The organism is Microvirga aerilata (assembly GCF_016743775.1).
Taxonomy (GTDB): Bacteria; Pseudomonadota; Alphaproteobacteria; order Rhizobiales; family Beijerinckiaceae; genus Microvirga; species Microvirga aerilata.
Genome location: NZ_JAEQMY010000028.1, coordinates 36,565 through 59,905, shown reverse-complemented (window position 1 = coordinate 59,905; position 23,341 = coordinate 36,565). Strand labels below are relative to the sequence as shown.

Genomic DNA, 23,341 nt, shown 5'->3' with positions numbered 1-23,341 from the left:
AAAAAAACAGAACAAAAAGAAGGAAATAATACAAGAAATCCAACAATACTTTTACCCGGGAGGGGCCAAGAAGAGAAAAAGAAAACCAAATTCCCCCCACGACCCGCTCATGAACGCAGCGGCCGTCATTGCCGACGCGGCGGCTCTCTACCACATCGGGCCTCAGCTTAAAACGGAATTTCGCTCGGGGTTCCTTTTGGCTCGAAGCCCCTTGGCCGCCTCATTCGGCGGCATCGCGCCCGGGCTGGCCGAAATTTCTCTCGATGTAGTCGAGAACGATCTTCTGGAAGTCCTGGGCGAGCGTCGGGCCGCGCAGGGTCATGGCCTTCCTGCCGTCGATGAAGACCGGGGCCGCCGGCTGCTCGCCGGTGCCGGGGAGCGAGATGCCGATATGGGCATGCTTGGACTCGCCGGGCCCGTTCACGATGCAGCCCATCACCGCCACGTTCAGGTTCTCGACGCCCGGATAGGTGCGGCGCCACTCGGGCATGGAGGTGGAAATCCAGTTCTGGATGTCCCGCGCCAGCTCCTGGAAGACCGAGGAGGTGGTGCGTCCGCAGCCCGGGCAGGCGGCCACCAGCGGCACGAAGGTGCGAAAGCCCATGGTCTGGAGCAGCTCCTGGGCGGTTTTTACCTCCACCGTCCGGTCGCCGCCGGGCTCCGGGGTCAGGGAATAGCGGATCGTGTCGCCGATGCCCTGCTGGAGCAGGATGCCCATGGCGGCCGACGACGCCACGATGCCCTTGGTGCCCATGCCGGCCTCGGTGAGGCCCAGGTGAATGGCGTAGTCGGAGCGGCGGGCGAGATCCTGATAGACGGCGATCAGATCCTGCACGGCGGAAACCTTGGCCGACAGGATGATCCGGTCCCGGCCCAGGCCGATCTCCTCGGCGCGGGCGGCCGACAGCAGGGCCGACTGGATCATGGCCTCGCGGGTCACCCAGCGCATGTCCCGGGGATGGGCCGAGGCCGCGTTCTGGTTCATGAGATGGGTGAGCAGCTCCTGGTCGAGGGAGCCCCAGTTGGCGCCGATGCGCACGGCCTTGCCGTGCCGGATCGCCTGCTCGACGATGGCCCCGAACTGCCGGTCCTTCTTTTCCCGGAAGCCCACATTGCCGGGATTGATGCGGTACTTGGCAAGCGCCTCGGCGCAGGCCAGGTGATCGGCCAGAAGCTGGTGGCCGATATAGTGGAAGTCGCCCACCAGCGGCACGCTCACGCCCAGCCGGTCGAGCCGCTCGCGGATCCTGGGAACGGCGGCTGCCGCCTCGTCCCGGTCGACGGTGATGCGGACGATCTCGGAGCCTGCCCGGGCGAGGGCCGCCACCTGGGCCACGGTCGCGTCCACGTCCGCCGTATCCGTGTTGGTCATGGACTGGACCACGATCGGGGCGCCGCCGCCGACCATGACGGCCCCGACCCGAACGCCCACGGTCCGGTGGCGCGGGGCGGGGCCTGCGGGGCTCTCAGGTGCGGTGACGGCCTCAGGAGACGAGATGAAAGACATGCTGCGATCCACGATCGGCAGCTCCGGGCTGCCGCCTTTTAGCTGATGCCAAAACCCCTCTTCGTCAAGCGCGGCTTAATGGAGCGGGCGGAAACGGCCTAATGGATGTCTCAGTGGATATCCTGGCAGCCGGCACAGCGCCCGGTGATCTCCAGGGCTCGGGCACGGGGCTGGTAGCCCTGCTCCTTCAGAACCTTGAGCACGGTATCGGCAACGGCGGGCGACGTGATCTCCGTGGCCTCGCCGCAGGATTCGCAGATCAGGAAGGCGGTGGTTTGCCGACCGGTCGAGACATCGGAGCTGGCCAGATAAGCGTTGCGGCTTGCAAGCCGATGCGCCAAGCCGTGCTCGATGAGGAAGTCGAGGGCGCGATAGACCGTGATGGGAGCCATGCGGCGCCCCTGGGACCCGAGCCTGTCCACGAGATCGTAGGCTCCGAGCGGCTTGGGCGAGGCAAGAAGCACCTCGAGCACCCGGCGGCGGATCGGCGTCAGCCGCGCGCCCTTGGCCCGGCAGAGGGCCTCCGATTGGGCAATGGCCTGTTTCGCCGTCTCGGAGCGCCATGGAGCATGGATATGAGCGCCCTCGTTCGGGAGCCGGTGCTGTAGAGACGGGGTATGAACCATCGGGGTCACTTTCCGGTTTGAACGTCAAAATCTTTGGCTGCGCCATCCAGGACCGGCGGCGCAATTCCACCCTTTTCGTATAGGTTATATCACTACATATTTGGGGAGGAAAGATGCTTTTCGATAAAAATCGAGCGTCCTGCAGGTTGCCCCTATGCGCAAAAGCGCCGCTTAGGGTTGCCGAAACCGCCAGACGCTGGACTTCTTGACGTCGGCATCCTCGAGGGTGCGGGTGACCGGCACCTCGTAGACGGCGAGGTTGTCCAGCCGTTCCTTCGGCAGATAGCTGCGCCCCGGATCGCCGATCAGAACGGTGGCGCCCCGCCGGCTCAAGGCGAAGAGCCAGTCGATGACCCGGGCCGCCAGGTCGCGTTCGTAGCAGATGTCGCCGGCAAGCACCGTCTCCCAGCCCTGATCCTTGCCGACGATATCGGCCTGGAGAGGCGATACGGCGACCCCGTTGGCGCCCGCATTGATGCCGATGGCCGCGATGGCAAAGGGGTCGATGTCGCAGGCCGTCACCTCGGCGGCGCCGGCCTTCATGGCCGCGATGGCCACGAGGCCGGACCCGGACGCAAAATCCAGAACGCGCCGGCCCCGCACCGTTTCCGGGTGATCGAGGATGTAGCGGGCAAGCGCCTGCCCGCCGGCCCAGGCAAAGGCCCAGAAGGGCGGCGGCAGGCCGATCCGGCCCAACTCGTCCTCGGTCTTCTGCCAAAGCTCTGTCGCTTCGTCGGCCACATGGAGAGAGATCTCCGGCGCGTAGGGAACGGGACGAAGGCGGGTCTCGGCATGGATGAAGGCGCCAGGGTCGGTGATCATGAGGCCAACATGGAGCGGTAAAGCCGTTTGACGTCGTCCATCACGTCCCGTTCCGTGAAGCCGTCGAGAACCCGCGCCCGGGCGGCCTCGCCCATGCGGGCGACGAGATCCGGCCGGGCGAGCAGGGCGAGCAGGGCCTCCGTCAGGCCTGCCGCCTCGCCGGGATATACGAGCCGCCCCTCCACCCCGTCGCGCACCAGGGTGCGGCAGCCGGGAACGTCCGTGGTGACGATGGCGCGTCCGCAGGCCGCCGCCTCCAGAAGGGTGCGCGGCAGGCCCTCTCCCCCGCGGGAGGGGAGGCAGGCCACATGATGGTCCCGCCAGACGGCCGCGATGTCCTGCGTCACCCCATGCCAGGCGATCCCGGGCTCCGCGCTCCAGGCCCTCAAGGTTTCCTCCGGGATCGCCTTGGGGTTCGAGGGATCGGGGGCGCCGTAGAGGGAGAGCTCGACGGCCGCGCCCTTGGCGCGGGCGGCCCGCACCGCCTCGACCGCCACATCGATCCCCTTGGACCAGAGCATGCGGGCGACCACCGCGACCTTCAGGGACGGCCCGGGGGGCAGCGGCGCGGGCCGCAGGGCCTCGGGGTCGATGCCGGCTCCGCCGAGAACCGTGACCTGCGGGCCTGCCGGATCGAGGCCGAGCAGCTTGGGATCGTCCGTGTTTTCGAACAGGTAGCGGGTTCGGCCCGTCTCCAGCCCCCGCACCAGCAGGCGCACGGCCCTTTGCGACAGCCGGGAAAGGGTATCGGTCCGCGCCCCCAGAAGGCCCGAGCCCGTCAGAGCATAGACCCGGCGGCCCACGCCCGCCATGGCGGCCGCAAAGCCGCCGACCAGGATGCTCTTGAGCGCGATGCAGTGCACGAGATCGGCCTTCTCGGCCTTGAGAATGGCGGCCAGCTGCCCGGCCGCGTAGCCCGCCGCCATGGGGTTCAGGCTGCGCCGCTCCGCCTCGAGCGGGATGACCTTTGCGCCCGTGGCCTCGATGGCCTCCCGGTGGGAGCGCACCCGCGTGACCACGGCGACCGCGAGCCCCAGCTCGCGGGCGGCCCGGGCCATGGGGAGGAAATGCGAGGCGAAGAACCAGTCCTCGGTGACCACGAAGACGAGCTTGCGGCCTTGGACATCGGGAACGGCAAGGGATGACAAGGGACGATCCGGTTGAAACGGTTGCGCCCTTCTAGCCGCAGCGGGCGCGCGAGGGAACTCCCCCCGTCGGGGGTCGTTGCCGTCGACTTGGGCAACAGGGAACATGAATATGGCGGATTGGCTACCGACCGTCCTGGCCACCATCGCGGGCATCCTCTCCACCTCGAGCTTCGTGCCCCAGGTGGTGAAGGCCTGGCGGGAGCGCGACACGGCGGCGATTTCCAAGCACATGTACTTGGTCACCGTCACGGCCTTCGTGCTGTGGTCCGTCTACGGCTTTCTCATCGGCAGCTGGCCCATCGTGGTCTTCAACCTGCTCAGCTTGGTTCTGAGCGGCATCATTCTCGTTCTGAAAATCCGCAACGACCGGGAGAAATCCCGTAAAGACCCCCATGCGTCGGCATCGCGCAGGGAACCCGGCATGGCGCGGCCCGGTTGACGTCTTGCGCTTCACTCAAGGCAAGACATGCTGCTGGATCAAACCCCGACCGAAAACATCGTCGACCCGCGCGATGCCGCCGAGACCGCGGGGCTGCTTTACGTCTCCGACGAGGAGCCCGGCATAAGGCGCCGGAAATCCGGCAAGGGCTTCACCTATACCGGCCCCGGCGGCAAGAAGATCGACGACAAGGCAACGCTTGATCGCATCAAGTCGCTCGCCATTCCGCCCGCCTATACGGATGTGTGGATCTGCGCGAGGGCCAACGGCCACATCCAGGCCACCGGCCGCGACGCCAAGGGCCGCAAGCAGTACCGCTATCATCCGGCGTTTCGCGAGGTTCGCGAGAGCACCAAGTACGAGCACATGCTCGAATTCGCCAAGAGCCTTCCGGCGATCCGCAAGACCATCGACGAGCATATGAGCCTGCGCGGCCTGCCGCGCGAAAAGGTTCTGGCGACCGTGGTTCATCTGCTCGAGAACACGCTCATCCGCGTCGGCAACTCCGATTACGTCAAGCAGAACAAGAGCTACGGCCTCACCACCCTTCGCGATCCGCACGTGAAGGTGGAGGGCGGCGCGCTGCGCTTCCAGTTCAAGGGCAAGAGCGGCAAGACCTGGAAGCTGCAGGTCAAGGACAGGCGCATCGCCAAGATCGTGAAGGCCTGCCAGGACCTGCCCGGACAGGACCTGTTCCAGTACCTGGACGAGAGCGGCGAGCGCCAGTCGATCACGTCGGCCGACGTGAACGCCTATCTGAAGGAGATCACCGGACGCGACATCACCGCGAAGGATTTTCGCACCTGGGCCGGAACGGTGCTGGCGGCCCTGGCTCTTGCCGAGTTCGAGGAGTTCGACAACCAGGCCATGGCCAAGAAGAACATCCGTTCGGCCATCGAGAAGGTGTCGTCCCGGCTCGGCAACACGCCGAGCATCTGCCGCAAGTGCTATGTGCATCCGGAGGTGTTCTCCTCCTATCTCGACGGGGGGCTGCTCCTGGAGATCAAGGACGAGATCGAGACGGAGCTGCGCGAGGAGCTGCCTTCCCTCAAGCCGGAGGAGGCCGCCGTCCTGACGCTGCTGCAGGAGCGCATCTCCCGCGAGGTCAAGCAGGAGGCTGAGAAGAAGCCCGCCAAGCGCAAGCGTGCGCCCGCCGGCAAGGGGCAGCCGGAGATGCGGGTCTAACGCTCGAACGTTTTCATGCCTCCTGGCGTTAGGGCTTCGCCATATTTCATCAGCGAGGATCGTCCATGCGCGTCCATCATCTCAACTGCGGTTGCATGTGCCCCATCGGCGGCAAGCTCTGGGATGGGGTCAGCCGAGGGATGACCGCGCAGCTCGTATGCCATTGCCTTCTCGTGGAGACGGACAGCAGCGGCCTCGTTCTGGTCGACACCGGCTTCGGCTCGCGGGATGTGGAGGATCCTTATGGGCGCTTGAGCCCGCTCTTCATCCACACCAACCGCATTCAGTTCGACCATCGCCACACGGCCCTGGAGCAGGTGCGACGCCACGGCTTCTCGCCCCGCGATGTGCGCCACATCGTGCTCACCCACCTCGATTTCGACCATGCCGGCGGCCTGGAGGATTTTCCGGAGGCGAGGGTTCACGTGCTGCAGGCGGAAGCGGATGTTGCGGAGGACCGGCAAGGCATGATCCAGAGCCGCCGCTACCGGCCCGAGCAATGGGACGAGGTTCGCAACTGGCGCTTCTACAATCCCGGCGGCGAACGGTGGTTCGGCTTCGATGCGGTGCGCGATCTCGACGGACTGCCGCCCGAGATCCTGATGGTTCCCCTGCCTGGGCATACGGTGGGTCACGCGGGCGTTGCCATCGATACGCCGGACGGATGGCTGCTCAACGCGGGCGACGCCTATTTCCACCGCCACGAAATGGATCCCGAGCCCCATTGCACGCCCGGCCTTGCGGCCTATCAGCGGATGATGGAGATGAACCGGCCGACCCGGCTCCATAACCAGGAGCGCCTGCGCGAACTGGCCAATGACGGGCGCAGCGATGTCAGGATCTTCTGCAGCCACGACCCCGTGGAGCTCGAAGCCCTCTCGCGGTTGAGCACCGGATGGCGGCCGACGGCGGCAGGATCAGGCTCCGGTCGACGGGCGCATTAGCGCACTCCCTCTGGTCCCGGCCTGCCGCTGCCCTAAAAGCAGGCATGACCGTTGATGAGGGGAAAGTGGACATGGAATTCGATGCCCTGATGCTCTCGCGCATCCAGTTCGCGTTCACGATTGCCTTCCACATCATCTTCCCGGCCTTCACCATCGGTCTTGCCAGCTGGCTCGCGGCGCTCGAATTCAACTGGCTGCGCACGGGCAACCCGCTCTACCGCAATCTTTTCCGCTTCTGGGTGAAGGTGTTCGCGGTGTCCTTCGGCCTCGGCGTCGTGTCGGGCATCGTCATGAGCTATCAGTTCGGCACGAACTGGTCGCGCTACTCGGAATTCACCGGCAACGTGCTGGGGCCGCTCATCGCCTACGAGGTCTTCACGGCCTTCTTTCTCGAAGCGGCGTTTCTCGGCATCATGCTCTTCGGCTGGGAGCGCGTGGGCGACCGCCTGCATTTCTTCGCCACCTGCATGGTGGCCCTGGGCACGCTGCTCTCCGCCTTCTGGATTCTCTCGGCCAATTCCTGGATGCAGACGCCCGCCGGTTACGCCATCGAGAACGGCAAGGCGATTCCGGTCGATTGGTTCAGCATCGTCTTCAACCCGTCCTTCCCCTTGCGCTACGCGCACATGGTCCTGGGCTGCTATCTGACGACGGCTTTTGCGGTTGCCGGCATGTCCGCCTGGATGCTCCTGCGCCATCCGCACGATGCGCCCGAGGCAAAGCTCGCGGGCTCGCGGCGCTCCATGTCCATGGCCCTGTGGTTCGCCACCATCTTCGTGCCGGTCCAGATCATCATCGGCGACCTGCATGGGCTCGGCGTGCTCAAGTACCAGCCGACCAAGCTTGCCGCCATCGAAGGCAATTGGAACCGCATGGACAACATGCCGCTTCGCCTCTTCGCCATTCCCGACGAGGTGGCGGAGACGAACCATTACGAGATTGGCATCCCGAAGATCGGAAGCTGGATCCTCACCCATGCCTATGACGGCGTCGTGCCGGGCCTGAAGGATGTGCCGCCCGAGGAGCGCCCGCCCGTGTGGCCCGTCTTCTTCTCCTTCCGCATCATGGTGGCCATCGGGTTCGCCATGCTGGGGATCGGCCTCTGGAGCCTGTATCTGCGCTGGAAGGGCACGCTGTTCACCAACAGGCTGTTCCTGACCGCCGCCATGATCATGACGCCGTCGGGCTTCGGCGCCGTGCTGTTCGGCTGGTTCACCGCCGAGATCGGCCGCCAGCCCTATGTGGTCTATGGGCTTCTGCGCACGGCGGATGCGGTGTCGCCCGTGTCGGCCGGCGCCGTCACCGCATCGCTCCTGACCTTCGTGGTCGTCTACGCCTTCGTGTTCGGCTTCGGCTCCTATTATCTCGCCAAGCTCCTGCGCCGCGGCCCCGATCCGGTCGAGGACATTCGCGGCGAGGATCTGGGCAAGAAGCCCAAGCGGCCGTTCTCGGTGCCGGACGAAGGCCTCGAAGGCAAGCCCGGCGACAAACCCCTGCCAGCGCGATAGGAGGCGGCACCATGTTCGGTTTCGGAACGGAATATGAAGGCCTCGCCTTCTGGCTGCCCCTGATCTGGGCCGGGCTCATTGCGGTCGCGGTCGCCATGTATGTGATCGTCGACGGCTTCGATCTCGGCGTGGGCATCCTCTTCAAGGCCGCCCGCGACGAGAACTGGCGCGACCGGATGATGTTTTCCGTGGCGCCCATCTGGGACGGGAACGAGACCTGGCTCATTCTCGGCGGCGGCGGCCTCTTTGCCGTGTTCCATGTGGCCTATGCGGTGCTCATGCCGGCGCTCTACGTGCCGATCATCCTCATGCTGATCGCCTTGATCTTCCGGGGCGTCGCCTTCGAGTTCCGCTTCAAGGCGGACCGGTCGAAATTCCTGTGGGACAACGCGTTCTTCTTCGGGTCCCTGTTCGCCACATTCTTTCAAGGGATGGTGCTGGGCGCCTTCGTGCAGGGCTTTGCCAATGACGGGCGGCAGTTCACCGGGGGCACCTGGGATTTCCTGACCCCCTTCAGCCTGCTCACCGGCGTGGGCCTGATCTGCGGCTACGGGCTTCTCGGCTCGACCTGGTGCGTGATGAAGACCACGGGCGAGCTGGAAATCTGGGCCCGCCGCGTGGCGGTGCGGTTTCTCATCGCCACGATCATCGCCATGGGGGCGGTGTCCCTGTGGGTGCCGTTCCTCGGCAGGGAGATCGAGACGCGCTGGTTCACCTGGCCCAACATCGCCTTCCTGGCGCCGATCCCGCTGATCACGGCCTATCTCGCCTACCGGCTCTTCCGCGACCTGGAGGAGGGGCGCCACTACCGGCCGTTCTTTCTGGCCATCGGCATGTTCCTGCTCGGCTATCTGGGTCTCGGCGTCAGCCTATTCCCCTATAACGTGCCGCCGAACCTCACGGTGTGGGACACGGCGAACACGGTGGATTCCCAGCTCTTCGCCCTTGTGGGCTTCAGCATCGCCATGCCCATGACCTTCGCCTACACGGCCTATGCCTATTACGTGTTCCGCGGCAAGGTGGCCGAAGAGATCTCGGGCGGCGGCTACGGGTATCATTGATGCGCACGCAATCGCGCGAAGACCCGGTGAGCCATGGCCGGCCGCAGGGGCGCATGAAGCGCCTGCTCTGGTTCGTATCGATCTATGCGGCGAGCCTCGCCGGATTCACCGCGCTGGTCTATGGCCTGCGAGGCCTGGTTCCCCATTAAGGCTCGCCGCATTGAGACTTGCCCCACGGCGGCTTGGCCGATGCCGGCCTTTCGTCGGGCCGGCATCCGTTCGCGTCGGGGTTTACCGGTACGTGCCGATGAAGCCCTTGTCCGTGAGCACCACCCAGCGGGTGCCGCGGCGCTGGATCGCCTCGACGCGGCCCACGCCCGGCAGGATGCCGCCCGGCATGACCTCGTAGAGGCGCCGGTTCCGGCTCTCCACGAGCGCCGCGCCGTTATAGACCTCCCGCAGCACCCAGCCATCCACAGGCTCGGCCTTGGCCGGCGGCTCCATCTTGGCAGGAGACTCGGTCTTGACGGGAAGCTCGACCTTGGCCGGCTTGGGGGCCGGAGCATCGTCGCGGGCGGCCGTCTCGGCAGCGGGAGGCGCCGCAGGAGCGGCGGCCGGTGCCGGCTTCGCGTTCAGTCCCGCGAGCGTGGTCATGATCTGGCTCTCCATCCGGTCGAGCCTGCCTTCGAGGGCCGTGAGCTTCCTGCCGGGCTCCTGAACCGCAATGGCAAGACGCTCCACCTTGTCGGCGAGCTTGGCCTGTCCGGAGGCGGAGGCCGTGGATGCGGTATGCTCCACGTCCTTGGCCGCGGCCATCGCGTTCCTCAACGCATCCAGATCGCTGCTGAGCCGCGCCAGGATCTCCTGGCTGCGGGCCGTCTCGATCTCGAGCTTGCGGATGGCGCCCTCATTGGCCAGGGTTCCCATGTAGGACGCGGACCATCCGGCCCCGACCAGGAGCAGGGCCACGGCGGCCTGAGCTGCGAGCATCGCCGGAAAGGGGCGTCCGCCGGCCGGTTTGCCGGAGCTGTTCGAGGGCAGGGAGGCTTCGGGCTTCAGGCCCTGCTTGGCGCTCTTGATGGCTTCGGCCAAGGCGGCGCTGGCCGTCGGGTCGATCTGGACGGCTTTGGCAGATGATTCGCGCTGATCTTTGGAATGGTTCTTGGCGTCCATAATCCGACCTCATTTCCAGGTCAGAGACGATTAACCACGAAAGTTTACCAAAGCGTTACGTTTTGGTTAGGTGCTTACGTTGCATCCATGCCCGGACACAGGGCGATGTAACATCGCGCACAGACGAACAAATCTTTTTATTGACATAGTTACATGGAATAGGGTTACAAAAGGTGGCTTAACGGAAGGCGACACCTTTGGGGGCACCTCCATAGCCGTAAGAGTAAGAGAAAAAGGGGCGTCAGCCCCTAAAATCAATAAGATTGCTCTTTCGGCTCAGAGCCCGACATCACAGCCATCGCGGGATGGCAAACATTGTGCTAGGGTATATCCTTGCATGATGGGACTGCAAACAGGATGGCGCCGGGTCACTGGTCTGCCTATGGAAAGAACACATGAAGCAGGCATCGAGAAATCGGGAAGAAAGCACAGAGGTCCAAGACGCTCTGAGGTCCTGCCTTCCCTCATTCACGGGGGTTGCCGTATTTTCGGCAGTCGTCAACCTTCTGGCCCTGACGGGCTCGGTCTACATGCTCCAAGTCTATGACCGGGTGCTGTCGAGCCGGAGCATCCCGACCCTGATCGGCCTCTCCCTGATCACCCTGGCGGCCTTTGCGCTCTCCGGCGGCCTCGACATGCTGCGCAGCCGGATGCTGGCGCGCATCGGCGCCCGCTTCGACGAGCTCCTGTCGCACCGGGTCTTCGACCTTGTGGCCACGATGCCGCTCAAGGGCGCCAAGCAGGCCGAGAGCATGCAGCCCATCCGCGATCTCGATACGATCCGCGGCTTCCTGTCGAGCTTGGGTCCCACGGCCCTGTTCGACATGCCCTTCCTGCCGATCTTCCTCATCGGCTGCTTCATGATCCATCCGGGCATCGGCGTCATGTCGGTCTTCGGCGGCGTGGTCATCGTGATCCTGACGATCTATACGGACGCCAAGAGCAAGGGCCCGTCCTACGAGGTGACGAGGAGCGGCGCGGAGCGGCACGTCCTGGCCGAGTCCAGCCGCCGCAACGCGGAGACCATCCGGGCCAACGGCATGCTGGGCTTCCTGGCCAAGCGCTACGACGAGGTGCATGTGCGCCACGTCAACGACGGACTGGCCGCAAGCGAGTCCTCGGCCGGCATCAGCGCCTTCGCCAAGGTCTTCCGCATGGTGCTCCAGTCGGCCATCCTGGGTCTTGGCGCCTATTACGTGATCCAGGGCGAGATGTCGGGCGGTCTCATGATCGCCGGCTCGATCCTGATGTCGCGTGCTCTGGCTCCCATCGAGATCGCGGTCGCGCACTGGAAGGGCTTCACCGCCTCCCGCCAGGCCTACCGCCGCCTCCAGCACATCATGTCGATCGTGCCGGCTCAGGGCCAGCGCATGCCGCTGCCCGCCCCGAAGTCGACCCTGACGGTGGAAGAGGTGTATGTGGGCGCCCCGGGCGCTTCGCTCCCGATCGTCCAGGCCGCCTCCCTTCAGCTTCAGGCCGGCCAGGGCCTGGGCCTCATCGGCCCGAGCGCCTCGGGCAAGTCGACCCTTGCCCGCGCCCTCGTCGGCGTGTGGCCGACCTTGCGCGGCGAGATCCGCCTCGACGGCGCGGCCCTCGACCAGTGGGAGGCCGATCCGCTCGGCCGCAACATCGGCTACCTGCCCCAGGATGTGGAGCTGTTCGAAGGCACCGTCGCCGAGAACATCTCCCGCTTCCAGCCGGACGCCAAGCCCGACGACGTGATCGCGGCAGCCCAAAGCGCCGGCGCCCATGAGCTGATCCTCAACCTCCCCGACGGCTACGACACCCGCCTCGGCGAAGGCGGAGCCTCCCTGTCGGGCGGCCAGCGCCAGCGCGTCGCCCTGGCTCGCGCCCTCTACGGCAACCCGTTCCTGGTCGTGCTCGACGAGCCGAACGCCAGCCTCGACGGCGCCGGCGACGAAGCCCTGAACCAGGCTATCCTGTCGGTGAGAAAGCGCGGCGGCGTCGTCGTGGTCATCACCCACCGCCCGGCCGCTCTCGGCCAGGTCGATCAGGTCGCCATCATGGAAGAGGGCCGGATCAAGGCCATGGGGCCGCGGGACGAGGTTCTGCAGTCCGTCATGAAACGCAATGCGGCGCCGGCACCCGTGCGGCCGCAGCAGGCCCCGGCAGCCCAGGCTGCGAACCTGCGAGAGGTTGGTTAAATGTTGGTCATTCAAGCTCCACAAAAGAAGCCCTCCGCCCACCAGCGGGTCCTGCGCCAGTCGGCAATCGCAGGCGTGGCCATGATCGGCCTCTTCGGCGGAACGATCGGCCTATGGGCTGCCACCTCGACCCTGTCGGGCGCCGTCGTCGCGGGCGGCCAGTTCGTGGTCGACACCAGCGTCAAGAAGATCCAGCACTCGACCGGCGGCATCGTCGGCGAGCTGAAGGTCAAGGAAGGCGACCGGGTTTCGCAAGGCGACCTCCTGGTGCGCCTCGACGAGACGATGACCCGCGCCAACATGCAGGTCGTGTCGAAGCAGCTCGACGAGTATATCGGCCGCCAGGCCCGCCTCGAGGCTGAGCGCGACGGCGCCTCCTCCGTTCCCATGCCCGAGGAATTCGCCCATCGCCTCAAGGATCCGGCGGTTCAGAAGATCATGTCGTCCGAGCGGACCCTGTTCGATGCCCGTCGCGCCTCGCGCGATGCGCAGAAGGACCAGCTCAAGAAGCGCATCACCCAGTCCCGGGACGAGATCACGGGCCTGAGGGCGCAGCAGCAGGCGAAGGTCCGCGAGGCCGAGCTGATCGTGGACGAGCTGAAGGGCGTCCGCGAGCTCTACCAGAAGAACCTGGTGCAGCTCCCGCGCCTGAACGCCCTCGAGCGCGATGCCGCGAGCATCGAAGGCCAGCGCGGCCAGCTCATCGCTTCGGTGGCCCAGGCTGAGAGCCGGATCGCCGAGACCGAGTTCCAGATCATCCAGATCGACGAGCAGATGCGCGCGGAAGCCATGCAGGAGCTGCGCGACATCCAGGGCAAGGTGGCGGAGTACACCGAGCGGAAGGTGGCGGCCGAGGATCAGCTGAAGCGCATCGACATCCGGGCGCCCAGCGACGGCTATGTCCACCAGCTCAACGTTCACACCATCGGCGGCGTGATCTCGCCGGCCGAGCCGGTGATGAACATCGTTCCCGTGAACGACAAGCTCGAGCTCGAAGCCCGCGTTCTCCCCAACGAGATCGATCAGGTGAGGATCGGCCAGAAGGCGACGGTGAAGGTCCATGCCTCCAACGCGCGCAACATGCCGGACCTGCACGGCTCCGTCAGCCGCATCTCGGCCGACGTGACCCGGGATCAGCAGACCGGCACCACCTTCTACACGATCCGGATCGAGCTTCCGCAGAACGAACTCAAGAAGCTTGAGAACCTGCACCTCATCGCAGGCATGCAGGCCGAGGTCTTCGTCGAGGTGAACGAGCGCACCCCGTTCGAGTACTTCTTCAAGCCCATGCAGGAGCAGATCGCCCGCGCCTTCCGCGAGCACTGATCTCCTTCCGACCGGAACGAAGCAAAACGCGGCCGATGCAGGAGCATCGGCCGCGTTTTTATTGAATTCGGCCACAGGCGCCTGTCCTAAGGCTCGTTTTAAGCCTGGAAAGTTCGGCACGCGAGCCCATAACAGGGACGAGCGCCGCAATTCCTTGCGGCATTCCGTCGGGGGCAGGATTCAGGGGCCGGCCGCCAGGCTTCACGCCCGAGCCCTTGGCGAAGGTGTTGGCTTTCGTGAGGAAACAAGCGTCTTGAGGATCATCTTCCGCTTTGGCGGTATCGCAATGCTCGTGGCGGCCATCGTCATCCTGGCCGTCCTGCCCTTCGCGACATCGTTCGTGGAACAATGGTCGCGCCGGGACGTGGAGCTGCGCTCCCGGCTCGTGTTCAACTCCGTTCGGGACCAGGTGAGCGGGCTGCTGGCGCAAAACGACGCCCAGCGGGTGACCGGCCTGTTCGAGCGCATCGCCTCCGACGAGCGCGTGCTGGCCATCGGCTACTGCGACGGGCAGAATCTGCGCTTTCCGTCCGCCAACATGCCCAAGACCTTCTCCTGCGAGGAGGCCGCCCGGTCCGACGCGGAGAGCTTTTCCACCGTCAGGAACCAGGACCACAACATCCTGGTCAGCTCCTTCCCCCTGAATGCGGGCGGGCGCGCAGGGCACCTCGTCGTCCTGCACGACCTGAGCTACGCGGACCAAAGGGGCGGGGAGGCGCGAAACTATCTCTTCCTGGCACTTGCCGGCGTCGCCTTCGGGGCGGCGGCCCTTGCCGCCATGATCGCGGCCCTGATCATGCGGCGGTGGCTCGCCTCCATCCGGCAGGCCCTCGACAGCGCGCGCGCCGGCAGCGCCAACCCGCCGGCGGAAGAGAACATCATTCCCCTGGGCCAGGAAATCCGCGACGTGCTCCAGGAACTGGAGGCCTCCCGGCGAACCATCGATGCGGCGCATACGGACTGGAGCCCGGACACCCTGAGGGCGGCCCTGGCCAACGAGCTGTCGGGCTCGGAGGTGATCGTGGTCTCGAACCGCGAGCCCTATATCCACAACCGCACGGACGGCGGCGACATTTCCCTGCAGATCCCCGCAAGCGGCCTCGTCTCGGCGCTGGAGCCGGTGGTGCGCGCCTGCGGCGGCACCTGGGTGGCCCATGGCAGCGGAACGGCGGACCGGGACACGGTCGACGCCAACGACCGGGTACCCGTTCCCCCGAGCAACCCGTCCTATACGCTTCGCCGCGTCTGGCTCTCGGAGGAGGAGCAGGACGGGTATTATTACGGCGCCGCCAACGAGGGCCTCTGGCCCCTGTGCCATATCGCCTTCGTGCGGCCGATCTTCCGCGAGCCCGACTGGCAGCTGTACCGCTCGGTCAACGAGAAGTTCGCGGACGCCATCGTGGCCGAGGCCAAGCGCGAGGATCCGATCATTCTCGTGCAGGACTACCACTTCGCGCTCCTGCCGCGCATGATCCGTGACCGGCTCCCCCGGGCCACCATCGTGACCTTCTGGCACATCCCGTGGCCGAACGCCGAAACCTTCGGCATCTGCCCCTGGCGGGAGGAGATCATCGACGGGCTTCTGGGCTCCTCGATCCTGGGCTTCCACACCCAGGCCCATTGCAACAATTTCATGGATGCGGTCGATTCTTATGTGGAAAGCCGAATCGACCGGGAAAAGGATTCCGTGACCTTCGGCGGCGAGGAAACCCTGATCCGGCCCTATCCCATCTCCATCGAATGGCCGCCCACCGCCATGGAGGGCCAGAAGCCCGTGGAGGAATGCCGCCGCATCGTGCGGGAGCGCCTGGGGTTGCCGCAGGACATGCGCATCGGCGTCGGCATCGAACGGTTCGACTACACGAAAGGCATCCTCGACCGCATGCAGGCCATCGATGCGCTGATCGGCGAGCATCCCGAATGGCGCGGAAACTTCACCTTCGTCCAGGTGGCCGCCCCGACGCGCAGCAAGCTGGCCAATTACCGCCTGCTCCAGGAGGAGGCCGAGGCCCTGGCCCGCGAGATCAACGAGAAGCATGGCGGGGACGGCTACGAGCCCATCCGGCTCCTCATCCGCCACCACGAGCCCGATGAGGTCTTCGAGCTCTTCCGCGCCGCGGACCTCTGCATCGTGTCGAGCCTGCACGACGGCATGAACCTGGTGGCCAAGGAATTCGTGGCCGCCCGCGACGACGAGCAGGGCGTGCTCATCCTCTCGGCATTCGCCGGAGCCTCCCGTGAGCTGTCGGAGGCCCTGATCGTCAACCCCTACAACGCCCACGCCATGGGCGAGGCCATCAACCGTTCGCTCACCATGCCGGAGCCCGAACAGCGCGAGCGGATGCGGCTCATGCGCGACCAGGTCAAGGAGCGCAACGTTTATCGCTGGGCAGGGCAGATGCTGCTCGCCGCCTCCCGCCTGCGCAAGCAGCAGCGGATCCGGCGCCTGATCGCCAAGGGACGGAGGCCCGCGCCGGCCGATGCATGATGCTCCTGCTGGACAAGGTCCCATGCCCGACATGAACCAAGACTACGCCCTATTCCTCGATTTCGACGGTACGCTGGTGGATATCGTCGAGCGTCCGGACGCGGTGGTGGTGGACCCGGCCCTGCCGCGGATCCTCACCACCCTGCAGGACCGGCTCGGCGGCGCCCTCGCCATGATCAGCGGGCGTCCCATCACGTTCCTCGACGGGCGATTCGTGCCCCACCAATTCGACATGGCGGGGCTGCACGGGCTCGAGCACCGGATCGCCGGGCGTCTGTCCATGTGCGATCCCGATGAGCATCCGGCCCTGCGCGAGGCGGCCGAGCGCCTGAGCGAGATCGTCGCCGACAAGGCCGGCGTCCTCATCGAGGACAAGGGCTGCTCCGTGGCCATCCACTGGCGGCTGGCTCCCCATGAGAAAGAGTTCGCCCTGGCGACCGCCCATGCCGCCGTCGAGGCGCTCGGGAGCGACTACCGCCTTCAGCACGGCAAGGCCGTGGCCGAGATCCTTCCTTCCGCCGCCGGCAAGGGAAAGGTGATCGAGCGGTTCCTGCACGAGCCTCCCTACATGGGACGGCGGCCGATCTTCATCGGGGACGACTTGACCGACGAGAACGGATTCAAGACGGTGAACGCCCATGGCGGCTTGTCCATCCGCATCGGTGCGGGCGAGACCGTCGCCAAGGTGCGTCTTGGAACGCCTGCGGACTTGCGACATTGCCTGTCCACATGGGCTTTCGAGGGTTCGCTTCCTTTCATACGGGATGATCGTTGACATGAGTTCGCTAGACCTTGCCGTTATCGGCAATTGCACAATCTCGGCCCTGGTGGATCGCCGCGCGCAAATCGTCTGGAGCTGCTTTCCGCGCTTCGACGCGGATCCGGTCTTTTCCGCCCTGCTCGACTGCCCCGAAGGGCAGTCGGATGCGGACCAGAAGGGCGTCTTCGCCATCGACATGGTCGGCATGGTCACCTGCGAGCAGAGCTATCTCGAAAACACTGCGGTTCTCGTCTCGCGCATGACGGATTCCTTCGGCAACGTCCTCGAAGTCACGGATTTCGCGCCGCGCTTCAAGCATTACGACCGCACCTTCCGGCCTCCGATGCTGATCCGCAGGGTTCACGCCGTGAAGGGCCGTCCCCGGATCCGGGTGCGCTTGCGGCCCCATTACGATTGGGGCGGCTGCCCGCCGAACCTCACCCGCGGCAGCAATCACCTGCGCTTCGTGGGGCCGGCCTATTCGCTCCGGCTGACCACCGATGCATCGGTCTCCTACATCAACGACGAGCGGCCCTTCGTGGTGGACCGGCCCCTGTCGTTCTTCTTCGGCGAGGACGAGCCGCTCCGGTCCGAGACGGATTCCACCGCCAGGGCCTTTCTCGACAGCACGGTGGATTTCTGGCGCGACTGGGTGCGCTCCCTGTCCATCCCCTTCGACTGGCAGGAGGCGGTGATCCGCGCCGCCATCACGCTCAAGCTGTGCAACTACGAGGAGACGGGCGCCATCGTGGCGGCGCTCACCACCTCGGTGCCGGAGGCGCCGCACACCCAGCGCAACTGGGACTACCGCTACTGCTGGCTGCGCGATGCTTATTTCGTCATCCAGGCCCTCAACCGCCTCGGCACCACCAAGACGATGGAGGAGTATCTTACCTACATCACCAACATCGTCGACGACATGGAGGCCATCCCCGAGCAGAAGGACATGCCGCCGCTCTTCAGCATCACCCGCTCGCCCGATCTGGAAGAACGCGAGGCGACGGCTCTGGCAGGCTACCGGGGCATGGGCCCGGTGCGCGTGGGCAACGCGGCCTATACGCAGATCCAGAACGACGCCTATGGCAGCATCGTGCTCGCCTCGGTTCACGCCTTCCTGGACAAGCGCCTGATCCGCAGCGGCAACCGGGCCCTGTTCTCCCACCTGGAGAAGCTGGGGCAGCGGGCCATCGAGGTCTTCGACCAGCCCGACGCGGGCCCCTGGGAGCTGCGCACCAAGGCGGCCGTGCATACCTTTCCGAGCGTGATGTGCTGGGCGGCCTGCGACCGGCTCATCAAAATCGCCGAGGCCATGGGCCGCGAGGACCGGGCGGCCTTCTGGCGCGAGAACGCCGACCACATGCACCGGGTCATCAACGAGCGCGCCTACAACCCGGAAAAGGGCACCTTCGTGTCCTCCTTCGACGGCGCGGACCTGGATGCGACGCTGCTTCTTCTCGCCGAGCTCGACTTCGTGAAGCCGGATGACCCGCGCTTCATCGCCACCGTCAAGGCCGTGGGTACGAAGCTGCGCCGGGGCGACCTGCTTCTGCGTTATGATGTGGAAGACGATTTCGGCCTCATGCATACGGCTTTCATGATCTGCGGCTTCTGGTACGTGGATGCCCTGAGCGCCATCGGCCGCAAGGACGAAGCCAAGGAATTGTTCGAGCACATCTTGAGCCTGCGCAACTCCTTCGGCCTCTTCTCCGAGGATGCGGACTTCACCACCGGGGAGCTGTGGGGCAACTTTCCGCAGACCTATTCCATGGTGGGCCTCATCAACTCCGCCGTGCGCCTGAGCCGGAGCTGGGAAGAGGCGGTCTAGCCGTGATGGTCGGGTGCGCGAGGCGGAAAGGACGATAGGCTTCGATGTTCGCATTTCCTGTTCTGCTCGGCGATATCGGCGGCACCAACGCCCGCTTCGCCGTTCTGCCCGCGCCCGGAGAGGCGGTTCAGCTGCTGCCGCGGACGCTCACGTCGCAGACGCCCGATCCGGTCGGCGCCATCAGGATCGCCCTCGAAGGCTATCGGGGCCCCGCGCCCCGCTCGGCCATCATCGCGGTGGCGACCCGGGTGGACGCGCCTGCGATCCGCCTCACCAACGCCCATTGGGTGATCGATGCGGCGGCGATCGGCACGGCGCTCAACCTGGAGCGGGTGACCCTCGTCAACGACTACACCCCCGTTGCCGCGTCAGTCACGGTGCTCGACGAGGCCAAGGGCGACCTGGCTCCCCTTGGGAGCTTCCCGCCGGCCGGCTCCGGGGCCCGCGTGGTGCTGGGGCCCGGCACGGGTCTCGGCGCGGGCGCCCTGGTGCCCGTGGAGGACCGCTTCGCCATCCTGGCGACGGAGGCGGGCCATATGGAGTTCGGCCCCACCACCGAGGAGGAGACCGCCCTCTGGCCCCATCTGGAGCGGGTGGGCGGGCGCGTGACGGCGGAGGTCGTCCTGTCCGGCCCCGGCCTGTTCCGCATCGCCAAGGCGCTGGCGGCCCATCGCTGCGTGGAATGCTCCTTCACCCTGCCCAACGACGTTCTGGCCGCCGCCCGCGCGGGCGACGCCTTGGCCAAGGACGCCCTCGACATCTTCGCCCGGTGGCTCGGGCGCTTTGCGGGCGACCTGGCGCTCACCTTCGAGTCGTCCGGCGGCGTCTTCATCGCCGGCGGCATCGCGCCCCGCATGATCGACTTCCTGCAGGCCGGCGGCTTCCGGGAGGATTTCGACCGAAAAGCGCCCCACGATGCCTGGGCCCGGAAGGTGCCGGTCTACGCCATCATCAACCTGGAGCCGGCCCTTCAAGGGCTCGCCGCCATCGTGACGCATCCGCAGCGCTTCGTGTTTCAGTCCCAAGGGTGGCAGGCGGCCTGACATATTCCGCAAAGGAATGTAGACGTTCCCATCCCTGGCGGGGCCGCAGCCCCGAACCCATTCGATCGGCCCCATGAGAACAGAACAGATCCCCCTTTCGCCGCTTGCCCCCGGGGCGAGCCTCTCGCTAACCGTCCAGCGCTTCGGCGAGGCCGGCGCCCGCCCGCGCATCTATGTTCAGGCCTCGCTCCATGCGGACGAGATCCCCGGCATGATCGCGGCCCACCACCTGCGCCAGCGCCTGATCGCCCTCGAGGCCGAGGGCCGGATTCGCGGCGAGATCGTTCTCGTGCCGTCGGCCAACCCCATCGGCCTCGCCCAGCGGGTGCTGGGCGACCATATCGGGCGCTTCAATCTGAGCGATGGGTTCAACTTCAACCGGGGCTATCCGCACCTCGTCCCGAAGGTGGCCGAGCGCATCGAGGGCAAGCTGACGGCGGACGGGGAGGCGAATGTCCGCCTTATCCGCGAGGCCCTGCGCGCCGAGCTCGAAGCCTGGGAGACCGCCAATCCGGCCGAGGCGATGAAGAAGGCTCTCCTGGGACTGGCTCTGGAAGCCGACGTGGTGCTGGACATGCACTGCGATGCCGAGGCTGCCGTGCATCTCTACACCCATACCCGCTCGGAGGAGGAGTTCGCGCGCCTCTCGGCCCTCATCGGCGCCCATGCTTACCTGCTGGCCGAGGAATCGGGCGACGAGCCTTTCGACGAAGCCTGCAGCCGCCCCTGGGCGGAGCTGGCGGACCGTTTCCCAGACCATCCCGTTCCCTTCGGCTGCCATTCCACCACCCTGGAGTTCCGGGGCGAGCGGGACGTGAGCCACGACCTGGCGCAACAGGATGCGGCGGCGCTTGTCGATTACATGATCCTGCGGGGCGCCATCGCGGGCGATGCGCCGAGGGTGCCGGAGCCCCTCTGCGGGGCGACGCCGCTCGCCGCCTCCGAGCCGGTGCCGGCTCCGGCCTCCGGCATCCTGGTGTTCAGGGCGGATGTGGGCAGCCGGGTAAAGGCCGGCGACGTGATCGCCGATGTGGTCGATCCGCATACGGGCAGCGTGGTTCAGGCCCCGGCCCCTTGCGACGGCGTGATGTTCGCCCGCATCTCCCAACGCTTCGTCACGCAAGGCATGCGGATCGCCAAGGTGGCCGGCACCGAAGCCAAGCGCACCGGCAAACTGCTCAGCGCCTGATGCCGCACAGGCAAAAAGAAAGGCCGTCCCGGGGGACGGCCTTTCCATTGTCGGTTCCACGGCCCCGAAGAGCCGCCCTTAAAGGTGCGTTACGCACAAATCTCGGCAGAGGCCAAGATCCAGGTCGCGGCAACCGGGGAACGTAGGGTATGACAATGAGACACTGGATCACCTCCTTTCGTTATTGACGGGAAACCCCCATATGGGGTGAGAAGAGACATGCGAAAGGGCCGGGCGCTGCGGCGTTCTGTCCCTTACCCTCGATCCCAGAGAATTCTTAAAGCCATGACCGACCTTCCGGCCCCTGTGGGCCGCCGCCGAACCTTTGCGATCATCTCCCACCCGGACGCGGGCAAGACCACGCTCACCGAAAAGCTGCTGCTGTTCGGAGGCGCGATCCAGCTCGCCGGCGAGGTGAAGGCCAAGAAGAACCGCGTCTCCACCCGCTCCGACTGGATGGGGATCGAGAAGGAGCGCGGCATCTCCGTCGTAACCTCGGTCATGACCTTCGAGTACGGCGATTGCGTCTTCAACCTGCTCGACACGCCGGGCCACGAGGACTTCTCGGAGGACACCTACCGGACGCTCACCGCCGTCGACTCCGCCATCATGGTGATCGACGCCGCCAAGGGCATCGAGGCGCGCACCCGCAAGCTCTTCGAGGTGTGCCGCATGCGCGACATCCCCATCGTTACCTTCATCAACAAGATGGACCGGGAGGCGCGCAGCCCCTTCGACCTCCTCGACGAGATCGAGAAGACGCTGGCCCTCGACACGGCGCCCGTCACCTGGCCGATCAGCCAGGGCAAGAGCTTTGCCGGCACCTTCGATCTTCGCCGCAACATGGTGCGCCGCATCGACACGGACGAGGAGCCGACAGAGGTTTCCGGCCCCGAGGACGGCAAGCTCATGAGCCTGCTGCCGCCGGAAGAGGCGGATGCCTGGCAGGAGGAGGTGATGCTCGCCCAAGAGGCCTGCAAGCCCTTCGACCTGGAGGCCTTCCGCGAGGGCCATCTCACGCCCGTGTTCTTCGGCTCCGCTTTGCGCAATTTCGGCGTGCGCGACCTCATCGACGCGCTGGCGGCCTACGCGCCGCCGCCGCGCGGCCAGGAGGCGGACAAGCGCCTCGTGGAGGCGGGCGAAGGCCGCATGACCGGCTTCGTGTTCAAGATCCAGGCCAACATGGACCCGAACCACCGCGACCGCATCGCGTTCATGCGCATCTGCTCCGGCAGGCTCCAGCGCGGCATGAAGGCCAAGCTCGTGCGCACGGGCAAGCCCATGAGCCTGAACACGCCGCAGTTCTTCTTCGCGCAGGACCGTGCCATCGCGGACGAGGCCTGGGCCGGCGACGTGGTGGGCATTCCCAACCACGGGACGCTGCGCATCGGCGATACGCTCACCGAGGGCGAGGACATCGTGTTCCGCGGGGTGCCGAGCTTCGCGCCGGAAATCCTGCGCCGCATCAAGCTGCAGGATGCCATGAAGGCCAAGAAGCTGCGCGAGGCCCTGCAGCAGATGGCGGAGGAGGGCGTCGTTCAGCTCTTCGTGCCGCAGGACGGCTCCGGCGCCATCGTGGGCGTGGTGGGGGCGCTGCAGCTCGACGTGCTGAAAGAGCGCCTGAGCGCCGAATACGGCCTGCCCATCGATTACGAGCCCACGCGCTTTACCATCTGCCGCTGGATCACGGCGGACGACCGGGTGGAGCTCGACCGCTTCATCGACAGCCACCTGTCGTCCATGGCCCGCGATCTCGACGATGCGCCGGTGTTCATGGCGGCCAACACCTTCAACCTGCAATACGAGATGGACCGCTACAAGGCGATCCGGTTCTCGGACGTGAAGGACTACCAGTAGAAGGCCGCGTGACGCTCGGGCGTCGTTGAGCGACCGATGCTCCCGTCATCGCCGGCCTTGTGCCGGTGATGACGTTCCGCTGAGGCGCAGCGCTTCCGTGCATCGGGATGGCCGGGACGTGGAAGGTGTCTTCCCCGGCGGCCGTGAGGCCGGGAAGGGGATCCATGGTGCTGAGCCCGTGCGTGGATTCCCTTCCCCTCCAGCGGCTCTGCCGCTTCCGGCCGGGAATGACACTGAAGGTGGTGCCCCTGTCATCCTAAGGCCAAGCGTAGCGAGGGAAGGGGATCCACGATCAGGCTCAACCCTATGGATCCTCTCCGCTTTCGCATCCTTCC

The 23,341-nt window shown here is 66.0% G+C and carries 19 protein-coding genes; 14 read left to right on the top strand and 5 right to left on the bottom strand.

Translation table 11 applies throughout. The features are described 5' to 3' along the window. Positions 1 to 220: 220 nt before the first annotated feature. The 4 genes from ispG to JKG68_RS17870 form a co-directional block, all read right to left on the bottom strand. Positions 221 to 1,507: a flavodoxin-dependent (E)-4-hydroxy-3-methylbut-2-enyl-diphosphate synthase gene (gene ispG / locus JKG68_RS17885; protein WP_202062252.1), complete on the bottom strand. Its 1,287-nt coding sequence runs from the start codon at positions 1,505 to 1,507 to the stop codon at positions 221 to 223. Between the two features lie 110 nt (positions 1,508 to 1,617). Beyond that, positions 1,618 to 2,133, bottom strand: a complete 516-nt coding sequence (locus JKG68_RS17880) for a Fur family transcriptional regulator (RefSeq protein ID WP_202062250.1) — start codon at positions 2,131 to 2,133, stop codon at positions 1,618 to 1,620. A 171-nt stretch (positions 2,134 to 2,304) separates the two neighbouring features. Further along, positions 2,305 to 2,955 (bottom strand): class I SAM-dependent methyltransferase, encoded by a 651-nt coding sequence (locus JKG68_RS17875; RefSeq protein WP_202062248.1) that lies wholly within the window; start codon positions 2,953 to 2,955, stop codon positions 2,305 to 2,307. Further along, a complete protein-coding gene (locus JKG68_RS17870; RefSeq protein ID WP_246515557.1) occupies positions 2,952 to 4,103 on the bottom strand; it encodes a glycosyltransferase family 4 protein in 1,152 nt (383 codons plus the stop codon). Before JKG68_RS17870 ends, JKG68_RS17875 begins: the two co-directional genes overlap by 4 nt. Before the next feature lie 109 nt (positions 4,104 to 4,212). Between JKG68_RS17870 and JKG68_RS17865 the strand changes: the two genes are divergently transcribed. From JKG68_RS17865 to JKG68_RS17840, 6 genes are all read left to right on the top strand, one after another. Further along, positions 4,213 to 4,542, top strand: coding sequence for an SWEET family sugar transporter (locus JKG68_RS17865; protein WP_202062243.1), 330 nt, complete (start codon positions 4,213 to 4,215; stop codon positions 4,540 to 4,542). 27 nt (positions 4,543 to 4,569) lie between these two features. After that, positions 4,570 to 5,727, top strand: a complete 1,158-nt coding sequence (locus JKG68_RS17860) for a DNA topoisomerase IB (RefSeq protein WP_202062242.1) — start codon at positions 4,570 to 4,572, stop codon at positions 5,725 to 5,727. Between the two features lie 65 nt (positions 5,728 to 5,792). Next, the gene (locus tag JKG68_RS17855; protein ID WP_202062240.1) at positions 5,793 to 6,671 is read left to right on the top strand and encodes an MBL fold metallo-hydrolase; all 879 of its coding nucleotides are present in this window, start codon (positions 5,793 to 5,795) and stop codon (positions 6,669 to 6,671) included. Between the two features lie 71 nt (positions 6,672 to 6,742). After that, entirely contained in the window at positions 6,743 to 8,179 is a 1,437-nt protein-coding gene (locus tag JKG68_RS17850) for a cytochrome ubiquinol oxidase subunit I (protein ID WP_202062238.1), read from the top strand. Positions 8,180 to 8,190: 11 nt separating this feature from the next. After that, on the top strand, positions 8,191 to 9,240 hold the full coding sequence (gene cydB, locus JKG68_RS17845) for a cytochrome d ubiquinol oxidase subunit II (protein WP_202062236.1): 1,050 nt from the start codon (positions 8,191 to 8,193) through the stop codon (positions 9,238 to 9,240). Continuing rightward, positions 9,240 to 9,389, top strand: a complete 150-nt coding sequence (locus JKG68_RS17840; RefSeq protein WP_202062234.1) for a hypothetical protein — start codon at positions 9,240 to 9,242, stop codon at positions 9,387 to 9,389. Before cydB ends, JKG68_RS17840 begins: the two co-directional genes overlap by 1 nt. A gap of 82 nt (positions 9,390 to 9,471) precedes the next feature. On the opposite strand, the gene JKG68_RS17835 is transcribed toward JKG68_RS17840, so the two are convergent. Beyond that, entirely contained in the window at positions 9,472 to 10,353 is an 882-nt protein-coding gene (locus tag JKG68_RS17835; protein WP_202062232.1) for a hypothetical protein, read from the bottom strand. Between the two features lie 395 nt (positions 10,354 to 10,748). On the opposite strand from JKG68_RS17835, the gene JKG68_RS17830 reads away from it, so the two are divergent. The 8 genes from JKG68_RS17830 to JKG68_RS17795 all read left to right on the top strand — a co-directional run bounded on the left by JKG68_RS17830 (position 10,749) and on the right by JKG68_RS17795 (position 23,006). After that, positions 10,749 to 12,518, top strand: coding sequence for a type I secretion system permease/ATPase (locus JKG68_RS17830; protein ID WP_202062230.1), 1,770 nt, complete (start codon positions 10,749 to 10,751; stop codon positions 12,516 to 12,518). Next, a complete protein-coding gene (locus JKG68_RS17825; RefSeq protein ID WP_202062228.1) occupies positions 12,519 to 13,844 on the top strand; it encodes an HlyD family type I secretion periplasmic adaptor subunit in 1,326 nt (441 codons plus the stop codon). It abuts the gene before it with no gap. Between the two features lie 286 nt (positions 13,845 to 14,130). Next, on the top strand, positions 14,131 to 16,332 hold the full coding sequence (locus JKG68_RS17820) for an alpha,alpha-trehalose-phosphate synthase (UDP-forming) (protein WP_246515561.1): 2,202 nt from the start codon (positions 14,131 to 14,133) through the stop codon (positions 16,330 to 16,332). Between the two features lie 22 nt (positions 16,333 to 16,354). Beyond that, positions 16,355 to 17,107 (top strand): trehalose-phosphatase, encoded by a 753-nt coding sequence (gene otsB, locus JKG68_RS17815; RefSeq protein ID WP_246515555.1) that lies wholly within the window; start codon positions 16,355 to 16,357, stop codon positions 17,105 to 17,107. 1 nt (position 17,108) lies between these two features. Further along, entirely contained in the window at positions 17,109 to 18,917 is a 1,809-nt protein-coding gene (locus JKG68_RS17810) for a glycoside hydrolase family 15 protein (protein WP_202062225.1), read from the top strand. A 62-nt stretch (positions 18,918 to 18,979) separates the two neighbouring features. Beyond that, on the top strand, positions 18,980 to 19,960 hold the full coding sequence (locus tag JKG68_RS17805; protein WP_376773168.1) for a glucokinase: 981 nt from the start codon (positions 18,980 to 18,982) through the stop codon (positions 19,958 to 19,960). 73 nt (positions 19,961 to 20,033) lie between these two features. Then, entirely contained in the window at positions 20,034 to 21,149 is a 1,116-nt protein-coding gene (locus JKG68_RS17800) for a succinylglutamate desuccinylase/aspartoacylase family protein (RefSeq protein ID WP_202062221.1), read from the top strand. Positions 21,150 to 21,434: 285 nt separating this feature from the next. Next, positions 21,435 to 23,006 (top strand): peptide chain release factor 3, encoded by a 1,572-nt coding sequence (locus JKG68_RS17795; RefSeq protein WP_202062219.1) that lies wholly within the window; start codon positions 21,435 to 21,437, stop codon positions 23,004 to 23,006. Positions 23,007 to 23,341: the final 335 nt, after the last annotated feature.

Excerpts from the sequence above, each read along its gene's own strand:
- JKG68_RS17865 (WP_202062243.1), top strand. The coding sequence starts at position 4,213 with ATGGCGGATTGGCTACCGACCGTCCTGGCCACCATCGCGGGCATCCTC.
- otsB (WP_246515555.1), top strand. The coding sequence starts at position 16,355 with ATGCCCGACATGAACCAAGACTACGCCCTATTCCTCGATTTCGACGGT.
- JKG68_RS17880 (WP_202062250.1), bottom strand. The coding sequence starts at position 2,133 with ATGGTTCATACCCCGTCTCTACAGCACCGGCTCCCGAACGAGGGCGCT.
- JKG68_RS17820 (WP_246515561.1), top strand. The coding sequence starts at position 14,131 with ATGCTCGTGGCGGCCATCGTCATCCTGGCCGTCCTGCCCTTCGCGACA.
- JKG68_RS17840 (WP_202062234.1), top strand. The coding sequence starts at position 9,240 with ATGCGCACGCAATCGCGCGAAGACCCGGTGAGCCATGGCCGGCCGCAG.
- JKG68_RS17825 (WP_202062228.1), top strand. The coding sequence starts at position 12,519 with ATGTTGGTCATTCAAGCTCCACAAAAGAAGCCCTCCGCCCACCAGCGG.
- JKG68_RS17795 (WP_202062219.1), top strand. The coding sequence starts at position 21,435 with ATGACCGACCTTCCGGCCCCTGTGGGCCGCCGCCGAACCTTTGCGATC.
- cydB (WP_202062236.1), top strand. The coding sequence starts at position 8,191 with ATGTTCGGTTTCGGAACGGAATATGAAGGCCTCGCCTTCTGGCTGCCC.
- JKG68_RS17810 (WP_202062225.1), top strand. The coding sequence starts at position 17,109 with ATGAGTTCGCTAGACCTTGCCGTTATCGGCAATTGCACAATCTCGGCC.
- JKG68_RS17860 (WP_202062242.1), top strand. The coding sequence starts at position 4,570 with ATGCTGCTGGATCAAACCCCGACCGAAAACATCGTCGACCCGCGCGAT.
- JKG68_RS17830 (WP_202062230.1), top strand. The coding sequence starts at position 10,749 with ATGAAGCAGGCATCGAGAAATCGGGAAGAAAGCACAGAGGTCCAAGAC.
- JKG68_RS17800 (WP_202062221.1), top strand. The coding sequence starts at position 20,034 with ATGAGAACAGAACAGATCCCCCTTTCGCCGCTTGCCCCCGGGGCGAGC.
- JKG68_RS17850 (WP_202062238.1), top strand. The coding sequence starts at position 6,743 with ATGGAATTCGATGCCCTGATGCTCTCGCGCATCCAGTTCGCGTTCACG.
- JKG68_RS17835 (WP_202062232.1), bottom strand. The coding sequence starts at position 10,353 with ATGGACGCCAAGAACCATTCCAAAGATCAGCGCGAATCATCTGCCAAA.
- ispG (WP_202062252.1), bottom strand. The coding sequence starts at position 1,507 with ATGTCTTTCATCTCGTCTCCTGAGGCCGTCACCGCACCTGAGAGCCCC.
- JKG68_RS17855 (WP_202062240.1), top strand. The coding sequence starts at position 5,793 with ATGCGCGTCCATCATCTCAACTGCGGTTGCATGTGCCCCATCGGCGGC.
- JKG68_RS17875 (WP_202062248.1), bottom strand. The coding sequence starts at position 2,955 with ATGATCACCGACCCTGGCGCCTTCATCCATGCCGAGACCCGCCTTCGT.